At 44.4% G+C, this 24,787-nt stretch carries 17 protein-coding genes; 4 read left to right on the top strand and 13 right to left on the bottom strand.

The window, feature by feature from the left end:
* Positions 1-61 precede the first annotated feature (61 nt).
* The 4 genes from HMPREF1532_RS01715 to HMPREF1532_RS01700 all read right to left on the bottom strand — a co-directional run bounded on the left by HMPREF1532_RS01715 (position 62) and on the right by HMPREF1532_RS01700 (position 5,416).
* On the bottom strand, positions 62-628 hold the full coding sequence (locus HMPREF1532_RS01715; protein ID WP_005923973.1) for an RNA polymerase sigma factor: 567 nt from the start codon (positions 626-628) through the stop codon (positions 62-64).
* A 397-nt stretch (positions 629-1,025) separates the two neighbouring features.
* Positions 1,026-1,502: a copper resistance protein NlpE N-terminal domain-containing protein gene (locus HMPREF1532_RS01710; protein ID WP_005923967.1), complete on the bottom strand. Its 477-nt coding sequence runs from the start codon at positions 1,500-1,502 to the stop codon at positions 1,026-1,028.
* 37 nt (positions 1,503-1,539) lie between these two features.
* Complete coding sequence (locus tag HMPREF1532_RS01705; RefSeq protein WP_025819347.1) at positions 1,540-2,832, bottom strand: hemolysin family protein; 1,293 nt, start codon at positions 2,830-2,832, stop codon at positions 1,540-1,542.
* Between the two features lie 208 nt (positions 2,833-3,040).
* Positions 3,041-5,416, bottom strand: coding sequence for a TonB-dependent receptor (locus tag HMPREF1532_RS01700; RefSeq protein WP_005923960.1), 2,376 nt, complete (start codon positions 5,414-5,416; stop codon positions 3,041-3,043).
* A gap of 112 nt (positions 5,417-5,528) precedes the next feature.
* On the opposite strand from HMPREF1532_RS01700, the gene HMPREF1532_RS01695 reads away from it, so the two are divergent.
* Together HMPREF1532_RS01695 and HMPREF1532_RS01690 are read left to right on the top strand one after the other, a co-directional pair.
* Complete coding sequence (locus HMPREF1532_RS01695; RefSeq protein ID WP_025819349.1) at positions 5,529-5,966, top strand: putative signal transducing protein; 438 nt, start codon at positions 5,529-5,531, stop codon at positions 5,964-5,966.
* Between the two features lie 26 nt (positions 5,967-5,992).
* On the top strand, positions 5,993-6,808 hold the full coding sequence (locus HMPREF1532_RS01690) for an alpha/beta hydrolase (RefSeq protein WP_005923954.1): 816 nt from the start codon (positions 5,993-5,995) through the stop codon (positions 6,806-6,808).
* Between the two features lie 380 nt (positions 6,809-7,188).
* On the opposite strand, the gene HMPREF1532_RS01685 is transcribed toward HMPREF1532_RS01690, so the two are convergent.
* A complete protein-coding gene (locus HMPREF1532_RS01685; RefSeq protein ID WP_005923952.1) occupies positions 7,189-8,025 on the bottom strand; it encodes a DUF4595 domain-containing protein in 837 nt (278 codons plus the stop codon).
* 13 nt (positions 8,026-8,038) lie between these two features.
* A complete protein-coding gene (locus tag HMPREF1532_RS01680; RefSeq protein WP_005923950.1) occupies positions 8,039-9,424 on the bottom strand; it encodes a S41 family peptidase in 1,386 nt (461 codons plus the stop codon).
* A gap of 123 nt (positions 9,425-9,547) precedes the next feature.
* Here HMPREF1532_RS01680 and mnmA point away from each other — a divergent pair, with 123 nt between their 5' ends.
* The gene (mnmA, locus tag HMPREF1532_RS01675) at positions 9,548-10,612 is read left to right on the top strand and encodes a tRNA 2-thiouridine(34) synthase MnmA (RefSeq protein WP_005923947.1); all 1,065 of its coding nucleotides are present in this window, start codon (positions 9,548-9,550) and stop codon (positions 10,610-10,612) included.
* Between the two features lie 84 nt (positions 10,613-10,696).
* On the opposite strand, the gene HMPREF1532_RS01670 is transcribed toward mnmA, so the two are convergent.
* The 3 genes from HMPREF1532_RS01670 to HMPREF1532_RS01660 all read right to left on the bottom strand — a co-directional run bounded on the left by HMPREF1532_RS01670 (position 10,697) and on the right by HMPREF1532_RS01660 (position 13,777).
* Positions 10,697-11,362 (bottom strand): LuxR C-terminal-related transcriptional regulator, encoded by a 666-nt coding sequence (locus tag HMPREF1532_RS01670; protein WP_005923944.1) that lies wholly within the window; start codon positions 11,360-11,362, stop codon positions 10,697-10,699.
* 15 nt (positions 11,363-11,377) lie between these two features.
* Complete coding sequence (locus tag HMPREF1532_RS01665) at positions 11,378-12,934, bottom strand: ATP-binding protein (RefSeq protein ID WP_005923941.1); 1,557 nt, start codon at positions 12,932-12,934, stop codon at positions 11,378-11,380.
* Between the two features lie 252 nt (positions 12,935-13,186).
* Entirely contained in the window at positions 13,187-13,777 is a 591-nt protein-coding gene (locus HMPREF1532_RS01660; RefSeq protein WP_005923938.1) for a DUF4251 domain-containing protein, read from the bottom strand.
* A 259-nt stretch (positions 13,778-14,036) separates the two neighbouring features.
* Here HMPREF1532_RS01660 and HMPREF1532_RS01655 point away from each other — a divergent pair, with 259 nt between their 5' ends.
* Positions 14,037-15,077, top strand: a complete 1,041-nt coding sequence (locus tag HMPREF1532_RS01655) for a sugar kinase (RefSeq protein ID WP_005923935.1) — start codon at positions 14,037-14,039, stop codon at positions 15,075-15,077.
* Here HMPREF1532_RS01655 and HMPREF1532_RS01650 read toward each other — a convergent pair.
* From HMPREF1532_RS01650 to HMPREF1532_RS01635, 4 genes are read right to left on the bottom strand one after another with little or no spacing between them, the layout of a single operon-like run.
* Positions 15,074-15,508, bottom strand: a complete 435-nt coding sequence (locus HMPREF1532_RS01650) for a hypothetical protein (RefSeq protein ID WP_005923933.1) — start codon at positions 15,506-15,508, stop codon at positions 15,074-15,076. The genes HMPREF1532_RS01655 and HMPREF1532_RS01650 overlap by 4 nt on opposite strands.
* 53 nt (positions 15,509-15,561) lie before the next feature.
* Positions 15,562-16,737 (bottom strand): MFS transporter, encoded by a 1,176-nt coding sequence (locus HMPREF1532_RS01645; RefSeq protein WP_005923930.1) that lies wholly within the window; start codon positions 16,735-16,737, stop codon positions 15,562-15,564.
* 25 nt (positions 16,738-16,762) lie between these two features.
* Positions 16,763-19,072, bottom strand: coding sequence for a penicillin-binding protein 1C (gene pbpC, locus HMPREF1532_RS01640; protein WP_005923928.1), 2,310 nt, complete (start codon positions 19,070-19,072; stop codon positions 16,763-16,765).
* A 32-nt stretch (positions 19,073-19,104) separates the two neighbouring features.
* Complete coding sequence (locus tag HMPREF1532_RS01635) at positions 19,105-24,714, bottom strand: alpha-2-macroglobulin family protein (protein WP_005923926.1); 5,610 nt, start codon at positions 24,712-24,714, stop codon at positions 19,105-19,107.
* Positions 24,715-24,787: the final 73 nt, after the last annotated feature.

Below are 24,787 nucleotides of genomic sequence, written 5' to 3'. Positions count from 1 at the left end.
CACAAGTCGGTGAGAAAAGTATTATATAAAATGGAATTTTTTTTAAAAAAAGATATTTTATTTATAAACCACCCAAGAGGAGAAGCATGAAAGAGGATAATCTGATTGTCATACGCAATTCTTTCAGTGCCTGGCTATACTGAAACTTGATGGTATTGATAGATAGGTTCAGCTTATCGGCAATCTCCTGATTCGAATATTTTCCGGAGATTTTCAGTTCTACTATTTTTCGTTTTTGGGGAGATAGCTGTTCAATGGCTCTACGAACCAACCGTAATTGTTCTTCATCCAATTCCGGTTCTTCGGTTTCGTTGGCAAGCGTATTTAAAAGGTTTAAATTATCTGAGATACGAAATATCTCCTTGTCTTTGTCGCGCAGAACATTCAGCAGATCGTTCTTTAGAATAGTAAAAAGATACCGGTTAAACGGTCTTGATTCGTCTATGTCTTTTTTCTTTTCCCAGATTTTGAAAAAGACATTTTGGACGACATCCTCTGCAAGTTCCCTGTTATATAGGTATTTAAAAGCCAGCGAATACACCTGTTTACTGTATTCGTTAAATAATAAAGTAAAGGCCAGTTGGTTGCCTTCCTTCATTTGACGAATTATAATTTCTTCATTAATCATCAAATAAATCCCCTTTTAAGCTATATTATTTTTTCAACGGATTAGGTTTGTTTTACACCACGATTGTGACTCTAATATATATATTAGTTTTCTTTCCACGATTCAAAGTTAGCCAAATATCTAGTACATAGCGATTACAAATATATGAAAAACTATCAGAATACCGACATTTCGAAAGTATTCTTGATGAAAGAAATGAAAGTCTTGCGAGAAAATGGAATTGATAAATAGGGAAGATAGAACTGATAAGCAGGTGTTTCGGGTATTGGAACTGAAAAAATAAAGGTTTGGCTGGGATGATAAAAAGAGAATCGAGATTGTCGGAATGTAACTTGTCTGTAACAAAAAAGGCCTCATGGGGTAATACTCATGAAGCCTTTCCTTTGATTTGTTTTTCTTATTTTACCCGTACGATGTCGTAATTCAGGTCGCTGACTGCTTCCTGAAGGCTATCGTTTGATAATGTCAGGGTCGTATCGTTGGCAATAACGAAGTAGACAGGGTCGCTACCGTCATTCGGAGTCAGCTTAAGGGCCGATTTCTTTTTGTTTTTGACGGTTTTCTGAATCATCTGAGGTTTACCGGCCGATGTAAATGTTTTGTCTTTTCCCTGTCCGTCAGCATCCAGATAGGTCATGTCCAACGTGTAGGTGGTATCGTTTGCATCGGCAAGCATATTCAGAGTCAATACATAGCGGATACCCGGACCATCAGCAGCAGGAAGTGTTCCTTCATAAACTTCGGTTGCTTCTACTGTGGGTGACATTGCTTCGATAGCAATGCTGTCTGCTTCAGCCTCTGCGGCTTTGTTTGCTTTTGATTGGCATGATGCCAGAGCAGCTACAACGGCTGCCAACATAATTACTTTTTTCATTGTTAAGTGCTTTAAGTTAATATAAAAAGTGAGTTGCTTATTCCTCTTCCTCCTCTTTTCGTATGACAAGCAACTTATCAACTCTTCCACGGTCCATGTCTACCACTTCAAACTGTAGATTCTTATAAGTAAAGGTATCTCCTGCTTTGGGGATACGTCCGATAAGGAACATAGCCAAACCTCCCAATGTGGTGAAATCTTCCGAATCTATATCTTCGTAAGAAAGGATACCCATTTCTTCCATAAAGTCGCCGATGTTCATAGAAGCCTCTACCAACAGCGAACCGTCTTGACGACGGACGATTTCTTCCTCCTCCGTATCATCTTCTTCGAGAATGTCTCCGAAGATGCTTTCGGTCAGGTCGTGCAGGGTGATAATACCCTCTGTGCTGCCATACTCGTTAACAACAACCGCGAACTTGTTTTTGTTCTTCTTGAATAGCTCTAAAACTTTTTTTGCGTATAAACTTTCGGGTATGAAGAGGGCAGGACGGGCTATTTTACGCAGATCGAACTCTTGTTCGCTGCCCACCATGAGAATAATATCTTTTACTGAAACCACACCGATGATCTCATCTTTGTTTTCATTGACCAGCAGATATTTGCTGAAGTGTTCGGTATCGATGATACGCATCACCTCTTCTTTGGTTTCGTTGGGGTGGAGTACTATTAGGTCACGGCGGTGAGTCATCAATTCGTTGGCACGTTTATCCGAGAAACGGAATACATCTTTCAGCATCTCTGTCTCTTCTTTATCGATCACTCCCTGCTCGGAGCTTTGATGAAGAATCATTTTCAGTTCTTCCTGTGTCATGATGCGTTCTTCGCTTTTCAGTCCGATGAGTTTGTTGAGAAGTCGGGTAGAAACGCTCAACAGCCATACGAAAGGATAAGAGACTTTGGTCAAAAGGATCATGATGGGGCTGAACATTGTGGCATATCGTTCCGGATTGCTCAGTGCGATGGATTTCGGAACAAGTTCGCCAACGATGAGTGACAGATAAGTGATGACGGCTACGGTAGTAATCATGGCAAGGTTCCGGGCATAGGCTTCCAGTCCGGGAATCATGGCAAAGAGTGGTGTTACGTCATCGGCGATGGCTACACCACCGAAAGCACCCGATACGATACCGATCAGTGTGATACCGATTTGAATGGTGGAGAGGAACTTTTCGGGTTCTTCCAATTGTTTCAGAACTCCTCGTGCGGATTTGTTTCCTTTGCTTACAAGGGTTTCCAGACGTGCTTTACTTGAAGATACTAAGGCGATTTCATACATGGCGAAGACGCCATTTAAAAGAAGTAAGAGAATAATAATTATAAATTCCATATAATATATGAATGGTTTCTGTCCCGAAAATTACTTGAATCTATTGAAACACTATCTATATGGAGAGTATATTAATGAATATTTAACGTTTTATGAGGCTTCGTTTAATTATACAAAACAGGCGGTCGTATCGGGCCGCCCGTTCTTTTATTTGTTTTGGGTGTATTCGTCTGCTTTCGCTTTCATGCGTGCCACACGCTTTTCCGTGTTAATATTCGAAAGTGATTCCGAGAGTCGGCATCAGTGTGCCGCTTTTCTGTTCGATGTATTTCATTTTGTATCGCTGTTCAGGCAGTGGATCCGAAGGGTTTTCAATCACTCCGGTACTCATATAAATATCCGGTTGTTTGAAGGTACTCTTTGTCACATTTTGCAGGTCGATATAAAAGCCTAACATGCAGCGCTTGAGGTAGAACGTTTTGTCTACCCGGATGTCCAGTTGCCCGAAAGCGGGGAGCCGGCCCGTATTGTATTTACTATAATCGTAGTAGGGTCTGCCCTGTGCATTCCAGGCTGTTACGAGCCGGGATTTTTCTTCGTCATAAGGGGTATAGGGAGCACCGCCGATACAGCTTACTTTCATGCCGAAGCTCCAATGGCGGGGGAAGTTGTATGTGCCGCTCAGATTGAAAATATAGCGGTTGTCCCATGCCGATGCAATGTATTCGCTTTGCTTGTTGTTGCGATATTCACTTTTGAAAAGGGTGAACGAAGAAGCGAGGTTCAATTTTTTTGCAACGAGCCATCTCAATAATATTTCTATGCCGTATGAACGGCCTTGTGCAGTAGAAGTCAGTTCTTCATTGCCTATTACCCCGTAATCATTTCCTTTGCAGGCAAGCGGAATACCGTCTGTAACGGATAGGGGAATCCGGTCATAGGACTTATAAAAACTTTCGGCGGAAAGTTCGAATGTACTGTTGGTACGCCAATTCAGGCCGAGGCTACCTTGACTTACGCTCATGTAGCGGAGTTGTTTATTTACCAGTTTCCCGTTGTTCCCTTTGAATCCGAGTCCTGTATAGGGCGGTAATTGATAGTATAGTCCGGCGCTACCACTGGCATACAGTCCGTCGATGAGGCGGTAAGAGAGGGAGAGACGTGGGGAAAGTTGCTCGGAGAGGTGTTTCATCCTTGACGAATAGTTATTGGCATCCGCTCTTACCCCTAATGATGCCGTGAAGCGTTCGTCGGGCGAAGCATAACTCATTGTTCCGAATATACCCCAGTGGAGAAGCCCTAAGGCTGTGTGATAGTCGGATGTCTCTCCTTTTCCGATGTACACGCGTTGGAAACTGGTATTGGTGTACTGGCTATAATTGAGGTTCAATCCCAAATTTACTTTCCAGGCTCCGAAGGTAGAACTGTTTTCCAGTCGGAGTTTCGTCTCCTGTTCTACAGAACGTAGCCGGAGAGTGAGGTTGTCCTCCGAAGATTCGTCATTGTGCAGATATTTAGTGTTGCGGTTGTTCAGATAGCTGTGGCTGATGACTGCCGTCTGTACATGTGCCCCGGCATAGTGACGGTATACGGCTCCCAATGTGAATGTTTCTTGCTGTATCTTGGGAAGGTAACTCAATATGTATTCTGCTTTTTCTCCGTCCAGTTTGGTGTTGAGGCGCATATTGTCTATGCCTGCCAGGCCGAGCACAAGTAATTCATTCCGTTCGTCGAAACGGGTTTTCAGTTTGAACTGTGCATCGGTAAAAGTGGGTAGGAAAGGTAACCCCAGCATATCAAACAGAAATTGCAGATAAGATTGGCGGACAGATACGAGATAAGAAGTTTTATTTCCCAAATGCCCGTTGGAAGCAAGGGATACTTCCGATGCGCCGAGCGTGGCTTTCAGTGAGTTCCGTTCCATGTCTCCGTCGCGGAGTTTAAAATCGAGTACCGAACTGAGCGAATTACCCCGGTTTGCCGGGAAAGCACCCGTGTAGAAATTAACTTCCCGGATAAAGTCTGCATTAATGATACCGACGGGACCTCCTGATGCTCCTTGCGTACTGAAATGGTTGATATTCGGTATTTCGACTCCATCCAGATAGAATCGGTTTTCGGATGGAGAACCGCCACGTACAATCAGGTCGTTGCGGTATCCGGCGGGCGAGAATGCTACGCCCGGATATGACTGTACTACACGTGAAATGTCCCGGTTGGCTCCCGGACTTTTTTCGATTTCCTGTACCCCGATAATGCGCAGGCCTACCGGACTTTCCAGATCGCGACGAAAAGGAGAGGCGGTAATTGTGACTCCTTCTAATTCCGTCGGGTTTTCTTCCATTTCGATGTCTATATTCAGATTTTTGGTCGAAAGGATATATTCGGAGGTCAGGGTGGTTTTATATCCTACGGCAGATGCCTGCAACCGATAGATACCGGGAGGGACTGCTTGGATGGTGAAATGCCCCACTGAATCCGTGACACTGCCCATACCCGAACCGGCGATCACTACGTTGATAAATTCCAATGGCTTACGACTGGCTTTGTCGATAACGGTACCTCTTATCTCGTGGAGTGGTTGTGCCGTTGCCGTTATGAGGAGATAGAGAAAGAACAGAAGAAATACGGAGCGTTTTTTCATTGGTTTGGTTTTTCCTTTTCTATTTTGAATACAAAATTACATAAAAAATGTTTTTCTTTTCATTATTATCCGGTATTTTTGTTGGCATTAATCACTTGAGTAGATAATCATCATGAGAACAGTCCGATTGATAACATGCAATGATGCTATGCAGGCGCATATCTTTCAGGGAGCTTTAGAGAATGAGGGAATAGAATCATTGTTGCATAATGAAAATCTGTCATCATTGCTGAAGAGTTGTGTAAGCAATATTTCCGGCGTCGATATTTTCGTTTATGAGAAAGATTATGAACGTGCCCTTCAGGTGTTGCGTGATAATCAGAGCTTTCCGGAGGATCTGAAATGTTGCCCTTATTGCGGTTCGGCGGATATCACATTTAAGTTGCGGAGCGACAGACGGATGCGGGCAGCTTGTGCTGCGGTATTGTCTTTGCTGGTTATGGCGCCTCCCGGAGACAATCATTGGACTTATAAATGCAATCGTTGTAAGGCTCTCTTCGATAAACCGGTTTCTGCGGATTATGAGAGAGAAGAAGAATCCCGGATTTAATTTTTAATGCAAATGTTTTTAATGCGATGAAAAGAAAAAGTTTATTATTGCTCTGTCTGTTGTGGTCAGTACTTCCGTTTTATGCGGCACAGGTAGATACGCTGATGGTAAAAAGCCCTTCTATGAACAAGGAAGTGCAAGTGGTAGTGGTTGTTCCTGATATTGCTTTGGGCACAAAGGGTGTTGATTGCCCGGTGATATACCTGTTGCATGGTTTTGGCGGTAATGCCAAGACGTGGATCGGCATTCGCCCTGAACTTCCGCAGATTGCCGATGAAAAAGGAATTATTTTTGTATGTCCCGATGGTAAAAACAGTTGGTATTGGGATAGCCCGAAGAATAAGGATTATCGCTACGAGACTTTTGTCTCTTCAGAAATGATCAATTACGTAGACAAACATTATAAAACGATAGCCGATCGTCGTGGACGCGCCATTACCGGGCTTAGTATGGGCGGGCATGGAGCACTTTGGAATGCCATCCGGCATAAAGATGTGTTCGGTGCAGCAGGTAGTACCAGTGGTGGAGTCGATATCCGTCCGTTCCCGAAGAATTGGTTGATGTCCGAGCAATTGGGAACAATCGAAGAAAACAGACAGGTGTGGGATGATCATACGGTTATTAATCAGGTGGATAAGTTGCAGAATGGTGATTTGGCATTGATTGTGGATTGTGGGGAAGCGGATTTCTTTCTGGATGTAAATAAGAATCTGCACAACCGTTTGTTGGAACTGAAGATCGATCATGATTTCATCACCCGTCCGGGAGCGCACAACGGTGAGTACTGGAATAACTCCATCGATTATCAGATTCTTTTTTTCAGTAAATTCTTTAAGAAGTGAAAAGCAGTAAGAAATAGTTGATCGAAAGTTTGATTTACTGTTTTTATGTCGTATCTTTACAGACATAATCATATAGTAGATTCAGTTAGATTACACAGGAAGGAGAAAGCTTTAGCTTTCTCCTTTTTTTATTTCTTTCTGCTTGAGAAACCTACTGAACAGGGTATTCCGGGTGATTAAGGACGGTCTTTACGGAGAATATGCCGGTATGTTACGACATGTTTCATTACTTGTTACGACATGTTTCATTACTTGTTACGATGCCTTTCATTACTTGTCGCAGTACAATTGATACTGTTTTCAGATAAAACGTTCTTTTGTTCCTGTAACCCTCGCTTTTTAGTTAAGAATGCGTAAATCTGCTCTTGACAAAAAAGTGATCAATTCAAGAGATACGAATACTGCACATAACGGTACCAGTTTCTACCCGGGATACTGATTTTTACTGCACATGAAGTGATATATCCTTTTTCGTCCTCCGTGTAGCTATAAGTAGTAACTTCTTCGCTATTTTTTATTGTCAACTGACCCGGAAGAAGGGAAAGAGGAGCTCCGAGTATGTTGGCATAGAAAGCTTCTGTATGGAAAGAGAGAGGGTAGCGCTCTGAGAGGAACAGGCATGGTAACTTGCTTTTCTCATTGGATATGCCGGGACAACTCTCATTGATACCGGTGGTGAACGTGTTTTGATAGGTATTTACTTGTTCCGTTATATTCATTGTACCATTGTCCGGGATAATGATCGATATTTCAGAATATGGGCTACCGTCGATACTTTCTTTCACTCCGGTCAGATTTTCATCTCCTGTTGTTGAGTAAGAGAATGTATATGTGCGGATTTTACCGCCGGGTTCTTTGCGGGTACACATGGTGGCATACCCTTTCTCATCTATCTGATAAGTAGATACGGTGCCGGTTTCATCGGTTACGATAACCTTCCCCGGTTCGTAACTGATCTGGCTGCTGACACTATGCGTATATTCACCTTCGAGCAGTCTGTCCGTATAAGTCTGTTTGGTGATGTGTCGGGTTAATTTTCCATCTTCATAGATAAATTTCTGTTCGGTAGTTACTCTTTCTTCTCCGGAACCGGTTGCTTCGGTAATGGTGAGACATGCTATTTTTTCTTCCGTATCTTCTTCTTCTTTTTCATTACATGCTGTCAGCATCAAGGAAAAAAACAGGAAAAAAAGAAAATTGCGTTGTATTCGTTTCATTATTTTATTTTTATTAAGGCCTCATTCCGTCTCCGATTCGGACCGTGTATGTAGTGCCGGTTTCCGGTGTTTCTTCGTCCGGTTCTTCCTCTTTTGGGGGATAGGTTCCGTCAATAATTCCGAGAGCTGCACTGAATAATGTCTCTTCCTTATTTCCCAGTGGCAAATAGGTCACTAAATTAGTGGTTGATGTCTGATCTATTGTATATTTGGCAGTAAAATTTCCTCCCATATGTGCTTCGCCTGCACTGTTATAAACAGTACATACTACCGGATTCAACGACCAACCGTATTTAGGGTTGACAAAACTTTCGGTAGCTACTCCCATAGCAGGCAGTGCCGTACCTAATATTTCCCATTTATCAAACGGGAACAGGCAGTCATAAAAAGTCCCTGCTATCCCCGTAGTAGTGCTGCTGGTTAGTATGAAGCCTTTTTGGATATTCATATTCGCTCCGTTTCCTATCAGTTGCGGGTCGAAGAGCAAGTCGAAGTCTTTATAGGATTGCTTGTCGTTATATTCCAGATGGGCACAGATTTTTCCCACTTCACTCCCCGGTGCTAATAGGGAAGCTAACAAGTGCGCACATTCTAATGATCCTCCCGTATTGTTACGTAAGTCGAGCACAAAGTGAGTCACACCTGCACTGGCAAATACCCGGGAGATATCGCGAAGTTTGTTGTTGTATTTCTCCTTGTCATCGGCAGTTCCTGCTGTGAAATGGTTGTAGACCATATATCCTACTTTTACTCCTGTAGCACTGGTTACTATTTCGTATACGGGAATCGGGTCGTCTTCTACTATTTGTTCGGCACCAATACTTGCAGTTCCGGTTTCTATAACCACTCCTTTCTGTTTCTCGGTCTTCTTGTCTTCATCCTCTATATTTTGCAATTCATACTTTCCCAAAGTCAGTGTCATGGCTTTTCCTGTTTGGAGAAGGGTCTTTTCGTTTTTCTTGGTGATGTATTCATCGTCTACTTTCACTATCCATTCGCCACGTTCCAGACCGGCTGTTGAAGCCGGAGAGCCGGGAAGAACATTTGTAATTAAAGCATTATAAAGTGTATCTACATCTGCATTCTTATAAAGTGTATAGTCGAAGCCGTATTCGGGAGACTGCACCTTATTCAGTGTGTCTATATAAGAATAATTTTTGTCGAGAGTAGTATAAATCACTTTCTTGAGGAATTCTGCGGGAGCCAGAAAATATTGGTTGGGAGTAACCGAAGGCATTTCGTTGTACCAGAGGTATTCCTGACGCATCACGCTGTCTATCCATATATCCAGTTCGGTTTCTTCCGCATACTCCGGCCAACGGTCTACTCCGCAGGAGAAAAGACCGGATATCATCACGATGAATAATATAGGGGTGAACAGTATGTTTCTTATCTTCATATCTTTATCGTCTTTAGAAGTTGCAAATGTAGGAAATACTTCGCTTATCTACCACAATTGTGGTATAAAAATGCCTTTAATGTGTGATAGCCTGTAAACATCGTTTGCTTTATCTTTGCCGTCATGAAGAATATAGCAGCTTTAGTATCGGGTGGGGTAGACAGCTCGGTAGTCGTTCATCTCCTTTGTGAGCAGGGGTATAAACCGTCGTTGTTTTATATTAAAATAGGTATGGACGGTGCGGAATACATGGACTGTTCTGCCGAAGAGGACATAGAACTTGCCACGGCTACGGCCCGGAGGTATGGCTTGCCATTGGAAATAGTCGATCTGCATCGTGAATATTGGGACAATGTGGCAGCCTATGCTATCGATAAGATACGGAAAGGGCAGACACCCAATCCCGATGTGATGTGTAATAAGTTGATTAAATTCGGTTGTTTTGAGCAGCGTGTCGGGAAAGATTTCGACTTTACGGCAACAGGGCATTATGCTACTACATTATTGCGGGATAGGAAGATTTGGCTTGGTACAGCCAAAGATCCCGTGAAAGATCAGACTGATTTTCTTGCTCAGATTGATTATCTTCAAGTTTCCAAACTGATGTTTCCTATCGGTCATTTGATGAAACATGAAGTGCGCGAGATAGCACAAAATGCGAAACTTCCTAATGCGCGTAGAAAAGACAGCCAAGGCATTTGCTTCTTGGGTAAGATAAACTACAATGATTTTGTCCGCCGTTTTCTTGGAGAGAAAGAAGGAGCGGTGGTCGAGTGGGAGACAGGGAAACGGATCGGAACTCACCGGGGATATTGGTTTCACACTATCGGTCAGCGTAAAGGATTGGGATTGGGTGGCGGCCCTTGGTTTGTGATAAAGAAGAACATTGAAGAGAATATTATTTATGTGTCTCATGGCTATGACACAGAAGCACAATATGGTACGGAGTTTTCTCTTTCCGATTTTCATTTTATCACCGGAAACCCTTGGGAGGAAGGCTCGAATGAAGTAAATATAACCTTCAAGATTCGTCATACTCCGGAATTTATTAAAGGACGTCTTGTCCGTAAAGGTAACACCTGTCATGTACTTTCTTCTGAGAAACTGCAAGGTATTGCTCCCGGACAGTTCGGAGTGATTTACGATGAGAAGGCGGAGGTGTGTGTAGGAAGCGGAGTGGTTATTTAGTTGAAAGTTGAGAGTTGAAAGTTGAAAGTTACTATGCAGCATAACAGCGCAGCCAACTTTCAACTTTCAACTCTCAACTTTCAACTAAATATAGTATTCCGCCAGATCTACAATCCCCGCCCGCATTGCATATTTGGTGGCTTCGTGTACATTGTTTACTCCGAGTTTCCGGAAGATATTTTTACGATGGCTGTTGATGGTGTGAAAGCTCAGGTTCTTTTCTGCGGCAATTTCTTTAGTAGTCTTGCCTGATGCAATTTCTTTGAGAATGTTTTTTTCTGTGGCGGTAAGTAAATGATCCTCCTGTATATTTGTGCTTGAAGATACCTGTTGGATATTTCCGGACAGTAACAGGTTAGTTACGTGGTTGCAGATGAAACGTTCCTTGCGTGAAGCGCATTGGAGAGCGGTGAGTATCTCCTCTTTCGAGTTATCTTTCATAACTACTCCGAATGCCATACTGCTAAATAATACCTGACGGAGAAATCCGATGCTCAATTCATCGGAGAACAGCAGCCAGTCCACCTCCTTAAAACGTTCACGAAGCACTATCAATTCATCTGCTCCGGCAAAATCAAATAAAGTATAATCGAGGATCACTACCGCTTGTGGGTGTAGGCGTAATTCTCTGATAAGTTCTGTTTTATTATCTACGGCCAGCAGTTGTGATACATCTTTCTGCTTACTGAGCAGAAACATCATGCCTGCTTTGGTGATATCCTGATTATCTGCTATGATATATTCTCTCATGAATCGTATTCTTTATCATGGTAACCACCGGCTGATATTTCTTTCGGTGGCACTAAACTCAACACCTATCTTAATAAGTTTGCGTCCATCGGCTTGGTAAGGAATCAAATATCCTTTATCGTCTATTTGTTGTAAGGCTTCTTCTGCCGTTCCATTTAGTTTGAATTCAAATATATAGATGTAGGCGGGAGTCTTCACAACAGCGTCTGCCCGTCCGCGTGCACTGCGTATTTCTACGTCGGTGAATTGCCCCATTAATTTGAAAACGAGGTAGAATACCACTTGATAATGGCGTTCGCTTTTATCATTCAACTCGTATGGGAAATCAGCAAAGAAAGCTTGTAGGCGGGTGAGGAAGGAATCGTAATCGCCGGTACGTAGCTCTTGAATAAATTTTCCAATATAGAAACTTTGGTCGTTGTTCAATACGGAAGTGTAAAAGGGTATTAGAAAATTGATAAAGCCATAGCGCACTTCATCATTGGGAAATTCCAACAGATAAATCTCAAATTCTTGATTATAGTCTTTTATTGTCAGATAACCGCTCTGATAAATCAGTGGAATCGGATTATTGGCATCTACCCGGTATTCGGTAAATGAAGAGGCGGATGCTTCTACTCCGTCAATCAATGTACGTAAATCATATTCGCTTTTTTTGAGCAGTTCCACAAGAAAAGTAGGAGTACCTGTCTGAAACCAGTAGTTGCTGAATTTGTATCCGTCGAAAAGATTGAGTACACTGAAAGGGTTAAAGACTCCTTCTGCGAATTCGCAGAAATGATAACCGTCATACGATATCTTCATCTTTTGAAGAGCTTCTTCCTGTGTCAAACCATTGTGTTCCGCCAACTGTTGTATTTCCGGTGCGAAAGTATGGGTTAATTCTTGCATGGTGATACCGCAGATCGTGGCATATTGGGGCTTCATACTGATGTCATTCAGTTGATTCAGGTCACTGAATACGCTGACTTGTGCAAACTTCGTCACTCCGGTAAGAAAGACGAAACGGAGATAACGGTCGGAACTTTTCAGAACACCATAGAATGCTTTCAGTGTCTGACGGTATTCTTCCATTAAAGGAATGTTACACAAGGTTTGCAACAGGGGTTTATCATATTCGTCTACCAATACTACTACACCACATCCTGCTTGTTCACTGGCACGGCTGATAACATAACTGAATCGTTCTTCCGGACTGCGGTCCTTCTTTTCATCGCCATATTGACTTTCCCATTTTTCAAGATGTTGGTTAAGCATGGCATTTAAATCTTCCGGGGTCTCGTATTTTTTAGCATTCAAGTCCAGATGCAGTACCGGAAATTGCCTCCATTCTTTTTCCATCTGTTCGATGGCCAGTCCTTCGAACAGCTCTTTCTTACCTTTAAAGTAAGCTTCAAAAGTAGAAAGCAACAGGCTTTTTCCAAATCGACGCGGGCGACTCAAGAAGTAAGGTTTTCCTGTATTCGCTATTCTCCACACGAAAGCGGTCTTGTCTACATACAGATAATTATCTCTGCGGATGTCCTCAAAAGTCTGTATCCCGATCGGGAGTTTGCGTAATACACTGTTCATTGTTACTTTTTATTTATTGACCATTCAAAGATACTCATTATTTCCATAAACCGTTTCGTACCTTGATGAATTTTGAAATATAACACGAGTGAAAATAACTCAAAGTGTTGATAACCAGTATTTATGGGACTCTATACTTTTGCAGGACAAGAGTATGGACTTTTATATAAGAAGAGTGTACACTCTTGCATGTGAAAAGTGTACACTCTTGAAATTCTTGATTGGTTTTACCTTTAGCCCGTCTTATTTGTATTACCAGGAACGTCCTTTGAATACATCCGATTGGTCTAACGGTACGATGTTACCACTCAATGTGAGGGTATTGTTGTTGAAGTTCGGGTTTACGGTCACGGTAGCATTGTTACCTCCATTGGTCAATGAGATAAATATCTGGGCCGAAATACCGATGCCCTGTACACTGAATGAGCAGTTTACATTTCCTTTTTTATCAGTAGTAATTTTCATATCCGATGCACTACCGTCTACTGTTACACCACCGATTCCGTTAGGGCCGGGATATGGAGTGTTGAAAGCGACCTGCACGGTAGAGCGTTGACCGTTCATCATTACAAAGTTTGTTGTGGATGATACGAACGCACTTTGTCCGTTACGGAAGATTACTTGATCTGCTTCAAGTACGAACTGTTTGTTCTTCAGTGCCTGTACTGCTTGCTGGTAGGCCACTGCATCAGCCGCCTGTTCTTCTGCTTTCAGTCTTGCTCTTTCTGCATCTCTTTGTGCTTTACGGTCGGCACGGCGTACTGCTCTTTCTGATTCTTGTGCATACATCATGGTAGATGCACTTACCAATACTAATGCTAATAATGCAATTAACTTTTTCATAACTTGTTTTTGTTTAGGTTTAATAACGTTGTTCGTTTATTGCAAGAACAAGATATTTTTGATATTGTTCATCTGCACGCCACAATTTTATATCTGATCCTATCAATCGTTATATTCATTAACAGACTGATAATGTTGATGAAGCGGCAGGAAGTGCGTGCTTACATACGTGACTTTTGCAATAAAATTTATTAAAAGTTTATCTCTCCTTAGATTTTTGATACTACCTTTGGATATTTAATGAATCTATTGAAACATTATGAAGAAGATCGTTACTTTCGGAGAAGTGCTTCTCCGCCTTACTGCTCCCGGAAATCTCCGTTTTTCACAAGCTCGTGACTATGTGGCCGCTTTTGGTGGTAGTGAAACCAATGTAGCTGTATCTCTTGCCAACTTTGGCATTCCTACAGAATTTGTGACCCGGCTACCGGACAATGAAATAGCCCGTGCCTGTGTCAGTGATTTACGTTCCCACGGACTTCGTACAGACGGAATAATTTATGGAGGTGATCGTATGGGCATTTACTTCCTTGAAAACGGAGCTTCTTTTCGCAATTCGAAAGTGGTGTACGATCGTGCCGGTTCTTCTTTTTCCACACTTCGTCCCGGGATGATTGATTGGGAAACTGTTTTTGCCGATGCAGGTTGGTTTCATTGGTCGGGAGTTGCTGCTGCTTTGTCTCAAAGTGGAGCTGATACCTGTTTGGAAGCATTGCAAACGGCAGATCGTATGGGATTGACTATTTCATGTGATTTGAATTTCCGTAAGAATTTGTGGCAATATGGACGTACGGCTGCTGATGTCATGTATCCGTTGGTGCAGTATAGTGATGTGATTTTTGGTGCGGAGCCGGAATATAAAGAGATATTAGGCATTTCTCCTGTCGGTTTCAAGGCGATAAATACGGATTACCAACTCGATTTGCAGGGATTTGAGAAGGTCGGCAGGCAGGTGGAGACATTGGTGCCCCGTTGTAAAAAGATGTTCCTTGAATTACGGAATTCTTTGTCGGCCAATCATAATCTGTTGGCTGCCGTGCTTTATTCGGATAATACATTAAAGCATACGGGGATTTATGACATTGCGCATGAAGTAGACCGTGTGGGTACGGGAGATGCTTTTGTCGGTGGACTTATTTATGGATTGTTGACTTATCCGAATGATGATCAGAAAGCACTGAATTTTGCTTTAGCGGCTTCCTGTCTGAAAAATACATTCTACGGAGATTTCAATCTGGCGACTGTCGCTGAAGTGGAAGCACTGATGAACGGTGATGCTTCCGGACGAGTACAGCGTTAAGTGCTCAGTTGATGGCGTTTCTGCCACCAATAGCGGATGAACAGTGCACCGGTGGCGATTAAGGCCAGTGACAGTCCGGTATAAAATACGGATATGAAACTGTTGGGTAGCAAATGCAGGCTTCGAATACTGATTCCCATAGAGATCATGAAAATCATGACGATCCAGCTCTTTACATCAAAGAAAGAGAACGGGCAGTTCTTTTCCGGTTTCTTCTGAATGATGCGTTCGGTATGCTTGTAATATAATCTTCTGAATATGAGTACAAAGAAAAGAAGAAATACGATCGTGGCCTCTCCTATTTTAAACAGCCAATACTGTGAATCACTGAGCCATGTCACGATTCCTATCCGCAGTATATTTGTTCCTGCCACTATCCACACGATACCGGCAGTAATGAGTAAAATTTGTCTGTTGACCCCGTATTTCATATATTAAATTTTGGATTGATGTTCTTAACAACAAATGAAACCACCCTTTGGGTTCACTTTCGCGAAAAAAAAGTGATAAGCAGTGAGCAACTTGTCAGTAAAACTCCCATTCCTATGACTCCATGCCAGCCGAATGCTTGCCAGGCACTTCCAGCCAAAAAGGTCCCCATCGAACCGCCGACAAAGTAAGTTGTCATAAAAATCGTGTTGACACGGTTGGATGCGCCGGGACAGAGCTCGAAGATGCTGGCCTGATTACTTAACTGGATACATTGCATGCCTATGTCGATAATGATGATGCCTGCTACAATACCGAAATAGGTGTTTTCTCCTGCAAAAAGCAGGAACCAGGCAAAGAGTATCAACCCGCAACCGATGAAGTTGAACCGGCGAACTCCCACTCTCCTGACATACTTCCCTACTACGGAGGCAGAGAGTGCACCTGCTATTCCACAGAGTCCTAACATGCCGATGACATTGCTTCCTGCATAGAAAGGGGCTTGTCCCATCTTGAATGCCAGACACGACCACATGGCGAGAAATGAACCGAATGCCAGTGCTGCCCGTATGGAATAAATCCGCAATAAGGGATATTCTTTCAGGAGAAGAAACAACGATTTCATCAGATCACTGTATTTTCCTTTGAATGTGGGACGGATATCCGGCAATACTTTCATTACAACAATTCCGCATATCAACATCAATGCGGCCGCGATGTGATACATTTCTCTCCATCCGAACACTTCACCGATAAAACCGCTGATAACACGCGAAGCAAGAATACCCGTCAGCAATCCGGAGATAACGATACCTACATTTCTTCCTTTGTTCTCGGGTTTCGAAAATTGGGAAGCTATCGGAACAAATATCTGTGGTATCACCGAACAGATTCCTGTTAGAAATGAAGCTATTAATATAATGTGTATATTGGGTGCTAACGCAATGGTCAGCAGGGAGACGATCAGTATGGCAAAGTTCGTGACAATGATTTTCTTTCGTTGATACAGGTCACCCAAAGGGATGATGAATAATAATCCGAGTGCATAGCCTATCTGGGTGACCATTGCTATAAGGTTGGTTTTAAATTCCGAGACACCCAGATCGTGGCGTATCATGTTCAGCAACGGCTGATTGTAGTAGAGGTTGGCTACGGATATGCCGGCAACGATAGCCAATGTCCAAAGTATGGATGCCGGTAGTCCTCCGTTTTCTTTCAAAGTCTGTTTCATAGGGGCAAAGATACGAAGATTGGATTTACTCTACAAAGAAAGTCACCGAAACCGTATTTCCTTCGTTGTCTACTGCTGTCAGGGAGTGTTTTCCGGAAGCGGGAAGGAAAGATATCTTGTGGAAGTCTTGTGTCTCGCTCAGGTAGTTGTTGTCGAGATGCCAGTATACGGTTGCTTTCGGATTGTTGTGTACCAGTTCAACGTTCAGTTGCCCTTTGCTGCCATCCAACTGTTTAGGGAGGAATACCCGGGCATTCATCGTAGGGTAGACAAATTGCATGGGGCGGAACACATCTTCGCCGCATCCGGGTTTGAAAGGAGGGAGTGGTTTATATTCCGGGTGGTGCTGTTTGTAATACCATTCCCATACGGGAGGCAGGGTAAACCAGCTTTTTCGAATGGTAGGCTCCATGTCGATGCAACTTTCGTAGATGCGGGAAGTTCCATCGGCCGACAGGTTGATGAGATGATGGTACGGGCAGGCTTCGGTTTTTAATCCGGCAGGGAGTATCAGTGTCGTGTCCGTCTCCTCGCAGAAACGTCCTTTCAGATGTCCGGAAAGTCGGCATACTTCGGCATCGGCAAATATTCCGGATGGTCTGTCGAACCATGGGGAAGACGGAAGAAGATTGAATACATCGAATAGGACAGGTCCTGCCGTACGTGCTCCTACCAAGCCCGGTTTTCCTTCTCCGGTAGCGTTGCCCACCCATACGCCGACAGCATAACGGGGAGTAACTCCTACGGCCCATGCATCACGGAAGCCGTAACTCGTTCCCGTTTTCCAGGCAATGGTCTGCATAGACGGGATGGTGCGCCAGTCTATCTCTTCCGGTCGGTTTACTTCTTTAATGGCATCGAAGGTTTGCCAGACGGCACCCGGAGAAAGTGAGACATGTGAGTTGGCAGATGGCAGATGCCGGGTGGAATCGGAGAGTAATAAAGAGCAATCTGTCTTATCCAATCCTTTCAGGCAACGTGCCATTTCGGCGTAAGCCACAGTAATGTCCCATAAAGTACCTTCGGCTCCTCCTAAGATAAGTGATAATCCATAATGGGAAGCCGGGCGGGTAAGGGTAGTGAGACCGATCTGTTTGAGCAGGTTATAGAATTTGGGAACGCCGTAATGCTGCAACATGCTGACGGTCGGAATATTCAGAGAGCGCGCAATCGCTTCCGATGCCGGAACGGCACCTTCGAACTGTTGGCTGAAATTTTGTGGAGCAAAGCCGTTGATATTTATAGGAACATCCGGTAGCAGCGTGTGGGGAAGGATGCTGCCTTCCTGCAGCATGGCATAGTAAAGAAAGGGTTTTAGAATACTTCCCGTGCTACGCGGTGCACGGATGATGTCTACTTGATTACCGCTTCTCTCTTTGTTGAAGTGCAGGTTGCCACAGTAGGCAATGGGCTGGTTTTTCTCTATGTCGATAACGAGTATGGCCATGTTGCGGATGTCACTGCGGGAGAATTCGTTGTTCCAGCGTTCTACCAGTTCTTCCACTTGTAGTTGTATTCCACGGTCGATGGTACTCACCGAGTAAGTTCCGTTACGGGTCCGATAGAAATAGTCGGTCAGATGTGGGGCTGTCTGTGGTAAGGGTTTGGGTTCCTGTGGCAGAGGTTCACTGAGGGCAAGCTCATAATCGGAGTCGCTCAATGTGCCGTTCTTGTGAAGACGTGTCAGCAGGCGGTTACGCTTGTCGAGCAAGGACTGACGGCTTTTGGAAAGATGTATCATGGCGGGTGAATTGGGAAGTACGGCGAGCATGGCCGCTTCGGCCCACGACAAGTCTTCTGCTGCATGCCCGAAGTATCGCCAGGCAGCAGCATCCAGCCCCACTACGTTTCCTCCGAAAGGGGCGTGGGAGATATATAAAGAGAGTATCTTTTCTTTGGAATAACGGAACTCCAACCGGGTGGCCCATATCATTTCGATAAATTTCTCTGTGAACGTGCGTGGCTTATTCCGGGCAAGGCGAATCGTTTGCATCGTAAGCGTACTTCCTCCACTGATGATGCGACCGGCTTTTAGGTTCTGATAGATGGCCCTGCCGGTTGCCAACGGGTCTACTCCCCAGTGCCAATAGAAATGATTGTCTTCGAATGCTAAAAGACAGGTCTTAATCTTTTCCGGTGTGGTGGTGCGTGGAGGAAAGCGCCATTGTCCGTCCGGAGCGATGCGGGCACCGAGCAGTTCATGGTGACGGTCGGCTACAACGGTAGAGTAGGGCACATGAAACAGTTGCCGGGGAAGGCAAAAGATATACCAGACAATCAGAAGGGCAATGCCCCCTCCGATTATCCGGCTTTTTTTCTTTTTCCATCTTTTCATTCCTGTCTCTTGCCTGCGTTTATTCGCAGTTTTTACCGTTCGACGATTGCTTTGCCGGCCTGTGTCCTCGCCTGTGCTCCGGCATCATACATTGCTTCGCATTGGATAGCCGGTAGTACGAATGTACCTGCATAGGTGGCTTGCAGTCGTACGGTGAATGTTTTATACTGTCCTCGTTTCAGGTTGAAATAGGTCAGTACACGGTCATCGCGGATATCCCGGTAGGAATAGCTGTTGTTGCTATCTGCACTGTTGGCCTTTTCCGGATCGGTTGTCATGCGTTCATTGTATATTTCCCAACCCGATGGTATGATGTGAGTCAGGGCAATATCCGAATAGTCGGTAGTGCCGCTGATGTTGGCTACGGTGACCACTGCCATAAAGTCGCTGCCTTGTTTCAGGGCTTCGGGGGCAATAGCTGTTCCGTTCATATCCGTATACTTTACGTCAAGGCGCAGGTTGTTTGACAAGGCCGGCAGGGTATCGTTCAGTAGTTGTGTTTTGGTTATCAAGTCCACATTCAAGGCTCCCTTACCATTGTTTTTTACAGTAACCGAGCCGCCACCGGGTGCAACAGACAACGCTTTCTCGAATACGGCCTTAGCCGATTTTACTGCCGGTTGTTGTTTGCCGTATATCGTCCAGGTGAAGTCGAGAGTACCCGATAATTTTTCTGCCAACCGGCCCATTGCCATTAATGCAAATGCGGTGGATTGTGTGCTGAACCAATCTTCACGTGACAAATTCTTTGAAACCTTTTGTGCCTGCGTGAATGCTTCCCGTTCACGCCCCATGAGCAATAAGGTCTCCAATATCATGGCTTCATCGCGATCGTACGAACCGTACACATAACTTCCGGCCGAAGGCGAATAAGGCTCTACGGTTGTCTTGGCATTAAATACCAGTTCATTGGCGGCTTTCGTTTTTCCGTTCAGCGCATAAGCGGCGGCCAGTCTCCATTTGGCTTGCAACGAAAGATCTTGCTGCATCTCTTTCATCCGGTTCATCGCTCCGTGTTCCGGTGCGCCTGCCAACGCTAATGTATATAAGCGGAAAGCCTGCTGTAAATCCGATTGCCAATAATAGCCGGTGTCTTGTTGAGGCGTACGCCAGTTCTGTGCAGCCGAACGCTGGAATCGTTTCCATTTATTCAGCACATTGGCATTTACGGCATATCCTTTTTCTTGTGCCATTACTAAGAACATTCCGGCATAGGAGGTGATCCATTCATTGGCAGAAGCATTGCCCGGCCAATATACGAATCCTCCGTTGGGTAACTGCCGGCTGTAAAGTTGCTTGATAGCTTCCTGTACATTCGCTTTTATCTTACCGGCTTCTGCTTCATCTACTGCTTTGAACTGGCCGACAAACAACAACGGAAGGGCTTTCGATGTCAACTGCTCTGTGCAGTAATGTTGATAATTATACAGAAAATCGAACCGGCGGCTGATGTCCACCGATGGGATACGTGACACCTCTAATTTCACGCTGTTTTCGGGTGAATTACTACCCGGCTTATAAGAGAGTTCGCAGCTTTGTCCGCTTTCTATCCATTTGCTTTCGCGCAGGGTGATGGCCGGATTCGGATTACGCACTTCTATTTCGATGGTTTCCGAAACTTTCTTGCCAGCTCCTTCAGCCGTCAGCCGTACAGTGGTTTTCCCCGGCTTACTACCGGTTTTTAGTCTGAAATAGACCAACTGGTCGCCGGGTTCTGCAAACGTTACGGATTGCTGATGTTCGCCATTTACTTGTGCACTGCCTGATACAGAAACGGATACTTTTACATTTTTCACCTCTTTCTCCATGGCGAATATGTTGACCGGCAACAAAATCTCTTCTTGGGTACTGAGTACACGTGGGAGTGTGGAAAGAATCATCAGTGGTGTACGTACCGGAGTCGTCTTCTCTACATGTCCGTAAGCACCGTTTTCTCCGGCTACCACCATGGTACGTACCGAACCTACATACATCGGAAGGGTTATCCGGTGCGTCCGGCTCTTTCCCTTGCTTAGGCTGAACGGGCCGATGAAGCGTACTACCGGTTTGAAACGATTGGCTTTCGTGTCTGCGGGTTTTAAGGTTTCGTCACCTCCGGTACTGAATAGCGAACTATAACTGCCGGTATAAGCGCCCAACACATCGTCGTACATATCCCATGTCCGGATGCCCAATGCCTCACGGGCATAAAAGTCATTCCAGGGGTCGGGAGTCTTGAAATTGGTCAGATCCAGTAACCCGTCGTCCACAATCGCCAAGGTATAGGTCATCGCTTTTCCCTTCTTCTCACTTACTGTTACGCTGAATTCCGTTTCGGGGCGCAGTACGTCCGGCATTTGAATCTGCGGTTCGAGCATAGTCTCTCTATTGGTTACGAATACCGGCATCACTCCATACATACGGATCGGTAAATCATTGATCGTTTGTGCATGAGGTTGCAGCAGGCTGATGTGCAGATAAACGTTCGGGGCCATTTCCGGTGTTACCTTAAACTGATATTTCGTATCTTCCTTGCCCGAAACGTCTATCCATTCGCGTTGCAGTACGGTTGAACCGTTTTCCAACGTGGCAAGTGCCCGTCCTCCCGCCGATGCAGGGATAATAGCTGTTACTGTTTCGCCTATTTCATAAGAGTCTTTATCGATAGAGAAGGCCAGCATCTTGATACCGTTAGGATCGGTTTTAGACGAACGTCCACGCCACTCCGGCCAGTCTACGTATACCGTGCCTCCGGTGGCATGTCCACTTTCCGTATCCTTGACATACACCAGATAACGTCCCCAACCCGGATAGTCAATCCGGAATTTGAAACTGCCTTTTCCATTCACAGTGTTTATCTTTCCGGTAGCTACCGGCGTGTAGGAACTACTGTTGACGTACGTCTCAAAAGACTCGCGGGAGTTTTCCCACCACCAGCTCCAGTCGATACGATAAATCTTATATTCCAGTCCCGAACGGTTTACCGGCTTCCCTTCCGGGGTTACAGTCACAATATCAAAAATATGATCTTTATCAGTCTCGATATATTTGCCTTTAGGCTGATTCAGATTGATACCTACATACGAGCTGAAAGGAGAGTAGGGCACACTCATGGTATAGATACTTGCATCTCCGCCCGGTTCGAATACTCTGGCCGTGATATTCGCCTGTAACATTCCGGGCGCATTTCCCGATTCCGGCAGTTTGAGCGTAAACGAAGCGTCTCCTTCTGTATCCAGCATTCCACTGAATACATCTGTCCGTGAAGAGGTAAATTCCGTAGCCGGATTGTTGAAGATATACTGTCCATAATTCTTGAATTGCGTGTTGACTTTGGATAACGACATCTCTACTTTGGTTTTCAGCCGTGAAGCTTTGGCACCTGTCAGCCATGCCGATGACAAGGTGGCTCGTACTTCTCCGTCTGTGGCTTTCAGTATATTCCCCGGCAATTGCAGGTTTATTTTCAATCGGTTAGGTTTTACGGTCTCTATCCGCAGTGATTTATGGAAAGCGGTTCCTCCCACTTTTACATAAGCATTCCATAATCCGGTAGGGTCTTCCGTTTTTGTCGGTACGGCAAATGTATAGAGTCCGTTCATTCCGTTTGTAGAAATGAGTTTATTGTAGAATTGCCCTCTCGGGTTGTAAATTTCCAATGCTACGGGATGCTTGTCGGGTATTCGTTTGTTACGGTTTTCGAGCATGAACGAGATATGCAGGGTATCTCCGGGGCGCCATACCCCTCTTTCGCCATATATAAAGCCTTTCAACCCTTTCTGTATATCCTTGCCACCGACATCGAAACGACTTACGGATTGTTCTTCACCATCGGCTACTCTTACATAGGCCTTTTGTTTTCCGGCTTCCGCTACTACGATGAAAGGCACTCCTTTCGTGTCAATAACGGCAAACCCGTTTTTGTCGGTTTCTGCTTCACCTACCGGTTGCAATTGAAAGCTATAAGCGGTTACTTTGGCTTTCTCTACCGGAGCTGTGTCGAGTATATTGTTGACTGTTACCCATAATTTGTTAACAGAGTTCCGTTTTACAATCATGCCTAAGTTGGAGGCGAGTACATTACAGGATGCCGTGCGGTCCGAACCCATATAATAAGAAATATGGCAAGGATTGTCCCGTTCTTCCCAACGGTATTTCCGCCAGTCCATCTTTTCCGAACCGTTATAATAATAGTAGGCCTGCGGGGTATCCCATTCTGCTTCATCTTCTTCCGACAGCTGGTCCGAAGAAACTTTAGTCAATCTTTCCGGACCCTCGGAAATTTGTAGTTCCTTATCCTCTTCTCCGCATGGATAGGCGGAATATGCCTGTTTGAATGAAAGTATGATGCGATAAATAGCACCCGGCTCCTGGTTTATCAATCCGGAAAGGTCGATCGAATAATCTTCCCATTTGCGAATGTCTTTCGAAGGGTCTCTGTCCAGATGCAAAGTCTGTTTATAAACCAATCGCCCCGAGCGTTTCAATTCGTTGGAAGATGCCAAAGAATTACTCTGCATGAACATCAGTACATTACTTTCGTAGATGCGGATAACATTCAGATCTACAGCATGCAGGCTGACTGCCCGGAAAGGTACTATCAGATTCTTTGAGTCGGGTAGGATCGCTGCTTCCGTACGCAGTTCCACTTGTGGTTTCAGGCTGGGCTGGCTGAAAGAGATAGAGTGGGAGGTACCTAACTTTTTCCCTTCCATATTTTTCACTCCTTCGTATATTCTTAATGTCAACTTGTTGGCCCGGTTAGGTTCAAAGTACACATTTACCTTATCGTTTATCACTTGGAATGTATACGAAGAGAGTTCCGGAATTTCGATCAGCCCTTTCAAGTCCTGAGTGTCCGATACCGGATCCGAGAAAGAGATCTGTATTCCGTTTTCGGGCTGTTCGATTCGTTGGGCAGACATGAAGCGAAAGATGTTTTTGGCAGGTATTGTGATCTTTTCTACCATTTTCCGGTCGATGCCGGCCGCTTTTCCATCCAGCTTAATTTCCAGTTCATAATCTTTTTCTGCTCTCGGAATACGGCCGATGTTGAAAGTATATCGTGTCGGATTCCCGGTCCCCTCTATTGAAATGTTATAGGAAGAAGTCCCGTTACCACTGGCTGATAGGATTTTTTCTACCTGTGCGTTGTCTATTTTGTCGCTGAAACGAATCTCTCCTTTTACCGAAGCATAATCGGGAGCTGTAGCAGTTATATCCAACGGTTCCATTGCCAATGAGAAATTCTTCTCCTGCACGCGGAAGGAGAAGTTGAATTCTTTCAATCGTTTATCCACAGTGACGAATTCTCCCAATTGGAATGAGCCTTCGTACATTGTTCCTTGTTTCAGAGCTCCTTCTTCCGGAAGAAATTCAATCGTATTGTTGCTTACCCAATACGCTTTTCCTTTCAGTGAAGGTGAGAAACGGAACGGGTTCTCTTTCAGTTCATTATTTAAGTCTACTACAGGCTGATCTTGGGTCAATTCTATCCGTATGGGAGACGATTGTGAGATAACTCCGCCTGTGTAGGCATCGATGTACGGAGCAAATTCCGAAGAAGGAATGATTTCTTTCTGACTGCCTGCACATGAGTTCAGGCCAATGATGATAATCGAAAGGCAAGAAAGAAGAACCGGGATAATGACTGTCCGTTTCATAGTTCAAAGAATTTATCGTTCAATGAACAAAGATAATGAAAAGTCTATATTCTATGGATGTATTTCAATGAAA

This window comes from Bacteroides salyersiae WAL 10018 = DSM 18765 = JCM 12988, from assembly GCF_000381365.1.
In the GTDB taxonomy this organism is placed as follows: domain Bacteria; phylum Bacteroidota; class Bacteroidia; order Bacteroidales; family Bacteroidaceae; genus Bacteroides; species Bacteroides salyersiae.
The sequence above is the reverse complement of the archived record's forward strand: the minus strand, read 5'-3'. Positions and strand labels throughout refer to the sequence as shown.

Coding starts and splice junctions, on each gene's coding strand:
- HMPREF1532_RS01715 (WP_005923973.1), bottom strand. CDS start 628: ATGATTAATGAAGAAATTATAATTCGTCAAATGAAGGAAGGCAACCAA.
- HMPREF1532_RS01710 (WP_005923967.1), bottom strand. CDS start 1,502: ATGAAAAAAGTAATTATGTTGGCAGCCGTTGTAGCTGCTCTGGCATCA.
- HMPREF1532_RS01705 (WP_025819347.1), bottom strand. CDS start 2,832: ATGGAATTTATAATTATTATTCTCTTACTTCTTTTAAATGGCGTCTTC.
- HMPREF1532_RS01700 (WP_005923960.1), bottom strand. CDS start 5,416: ATGAAAAAACGCTCCGTATTTCTTCTGTTCTTTCTCTATCTCCTCATA.
- HMPREF1532_RS01695 (WP_025819349.1), top strand. CDS start 5,529: ATGAGAACAGTCCGATTGATAACATGCAATGATGCTATGCAGGCGCAT.
- HMPREF1532_RS01690 (WP_005923954.1), top strand. CDS start 5,993: ATGAAAAGAAAAAGTTTATTATTGCTCTGTCTGTTGTGGTCAGTACTT.
- HMPREF1532_RS01685 (WP_005923952.1), bottom strand. CDS start 8,025: ATGAAACGAATACAACGCAATTTTCTTTTTTTCCTGTTTTTTTCCTTG.
- HMPREF1532_RS01680 (WP_005923950.1), bottom strand. CDS start 9,424: ATGAAGATAAGAAACATACTGTTCACCCCTATATTATTCATCGTGATG.
- mnmA (WP_005923947.1), top strand. CDS start 9,548: ATGAAGAATATAGCAGCTTTAGTATCGGGTGGGGTAGACAGCTCGGTA.
- HMPREF1532_RS01670 (WP_005923944.1), bottom strand. CDS start 11,362: ATGAGAGAATATATCATAGCAGATAATCAGGATATCACCAAAGCAGGC.
- HMPREF1532_RS01665 (WP_005923941.1), bottom strand. CDS start 12,934: ATGAACAGTGTATTACGCAAACTCCCGATCGGGATACAGACTTTTGAG.
- HMPREF1532_RS01660 (WP_005923938.1), bottom strand. CDS start 13,777: ATGAAAAAGTTAATTGCATTATTAGCATTAGTATTGGTAAGTGCATCT.
- HMPREF1532_RS01655 (WP_005923935.1), top strand. CDS start 14,037: ATGAAGAAGATCGTTACTTTCGGAGAAGTGCTTCTCCGCCTTACTGCT.
- HMPREF1532_RS01650 (WP_005923933.1), bottom strand. CDS start 15,508: ATGAAATACGGGGTCAACAGACAAATTTTACTCATTACTGCCGGTATC.
- HMPREF1532_RS01645 (WP_005923930.1), bottom strand. CDS start 16,737: ATGAAACAGACTTTGAAAGAAAACGGAGGACTACCGGCATCCATACTT.
- pbpC (WP_005923928.1), bottom strand. CDS start 19,072: ATGAAAAGATGGAAAAAGAAAAAAAGCCGGATAATCGGAGGGGGCATT.
- HMPREF1532_RS01635 (WP_005923926.1), bottom strand. CDS start 24,714: ATGAAACGGACAGTCATTATCCCGGTTCTTCTTTCTTGCCTTTCGATT.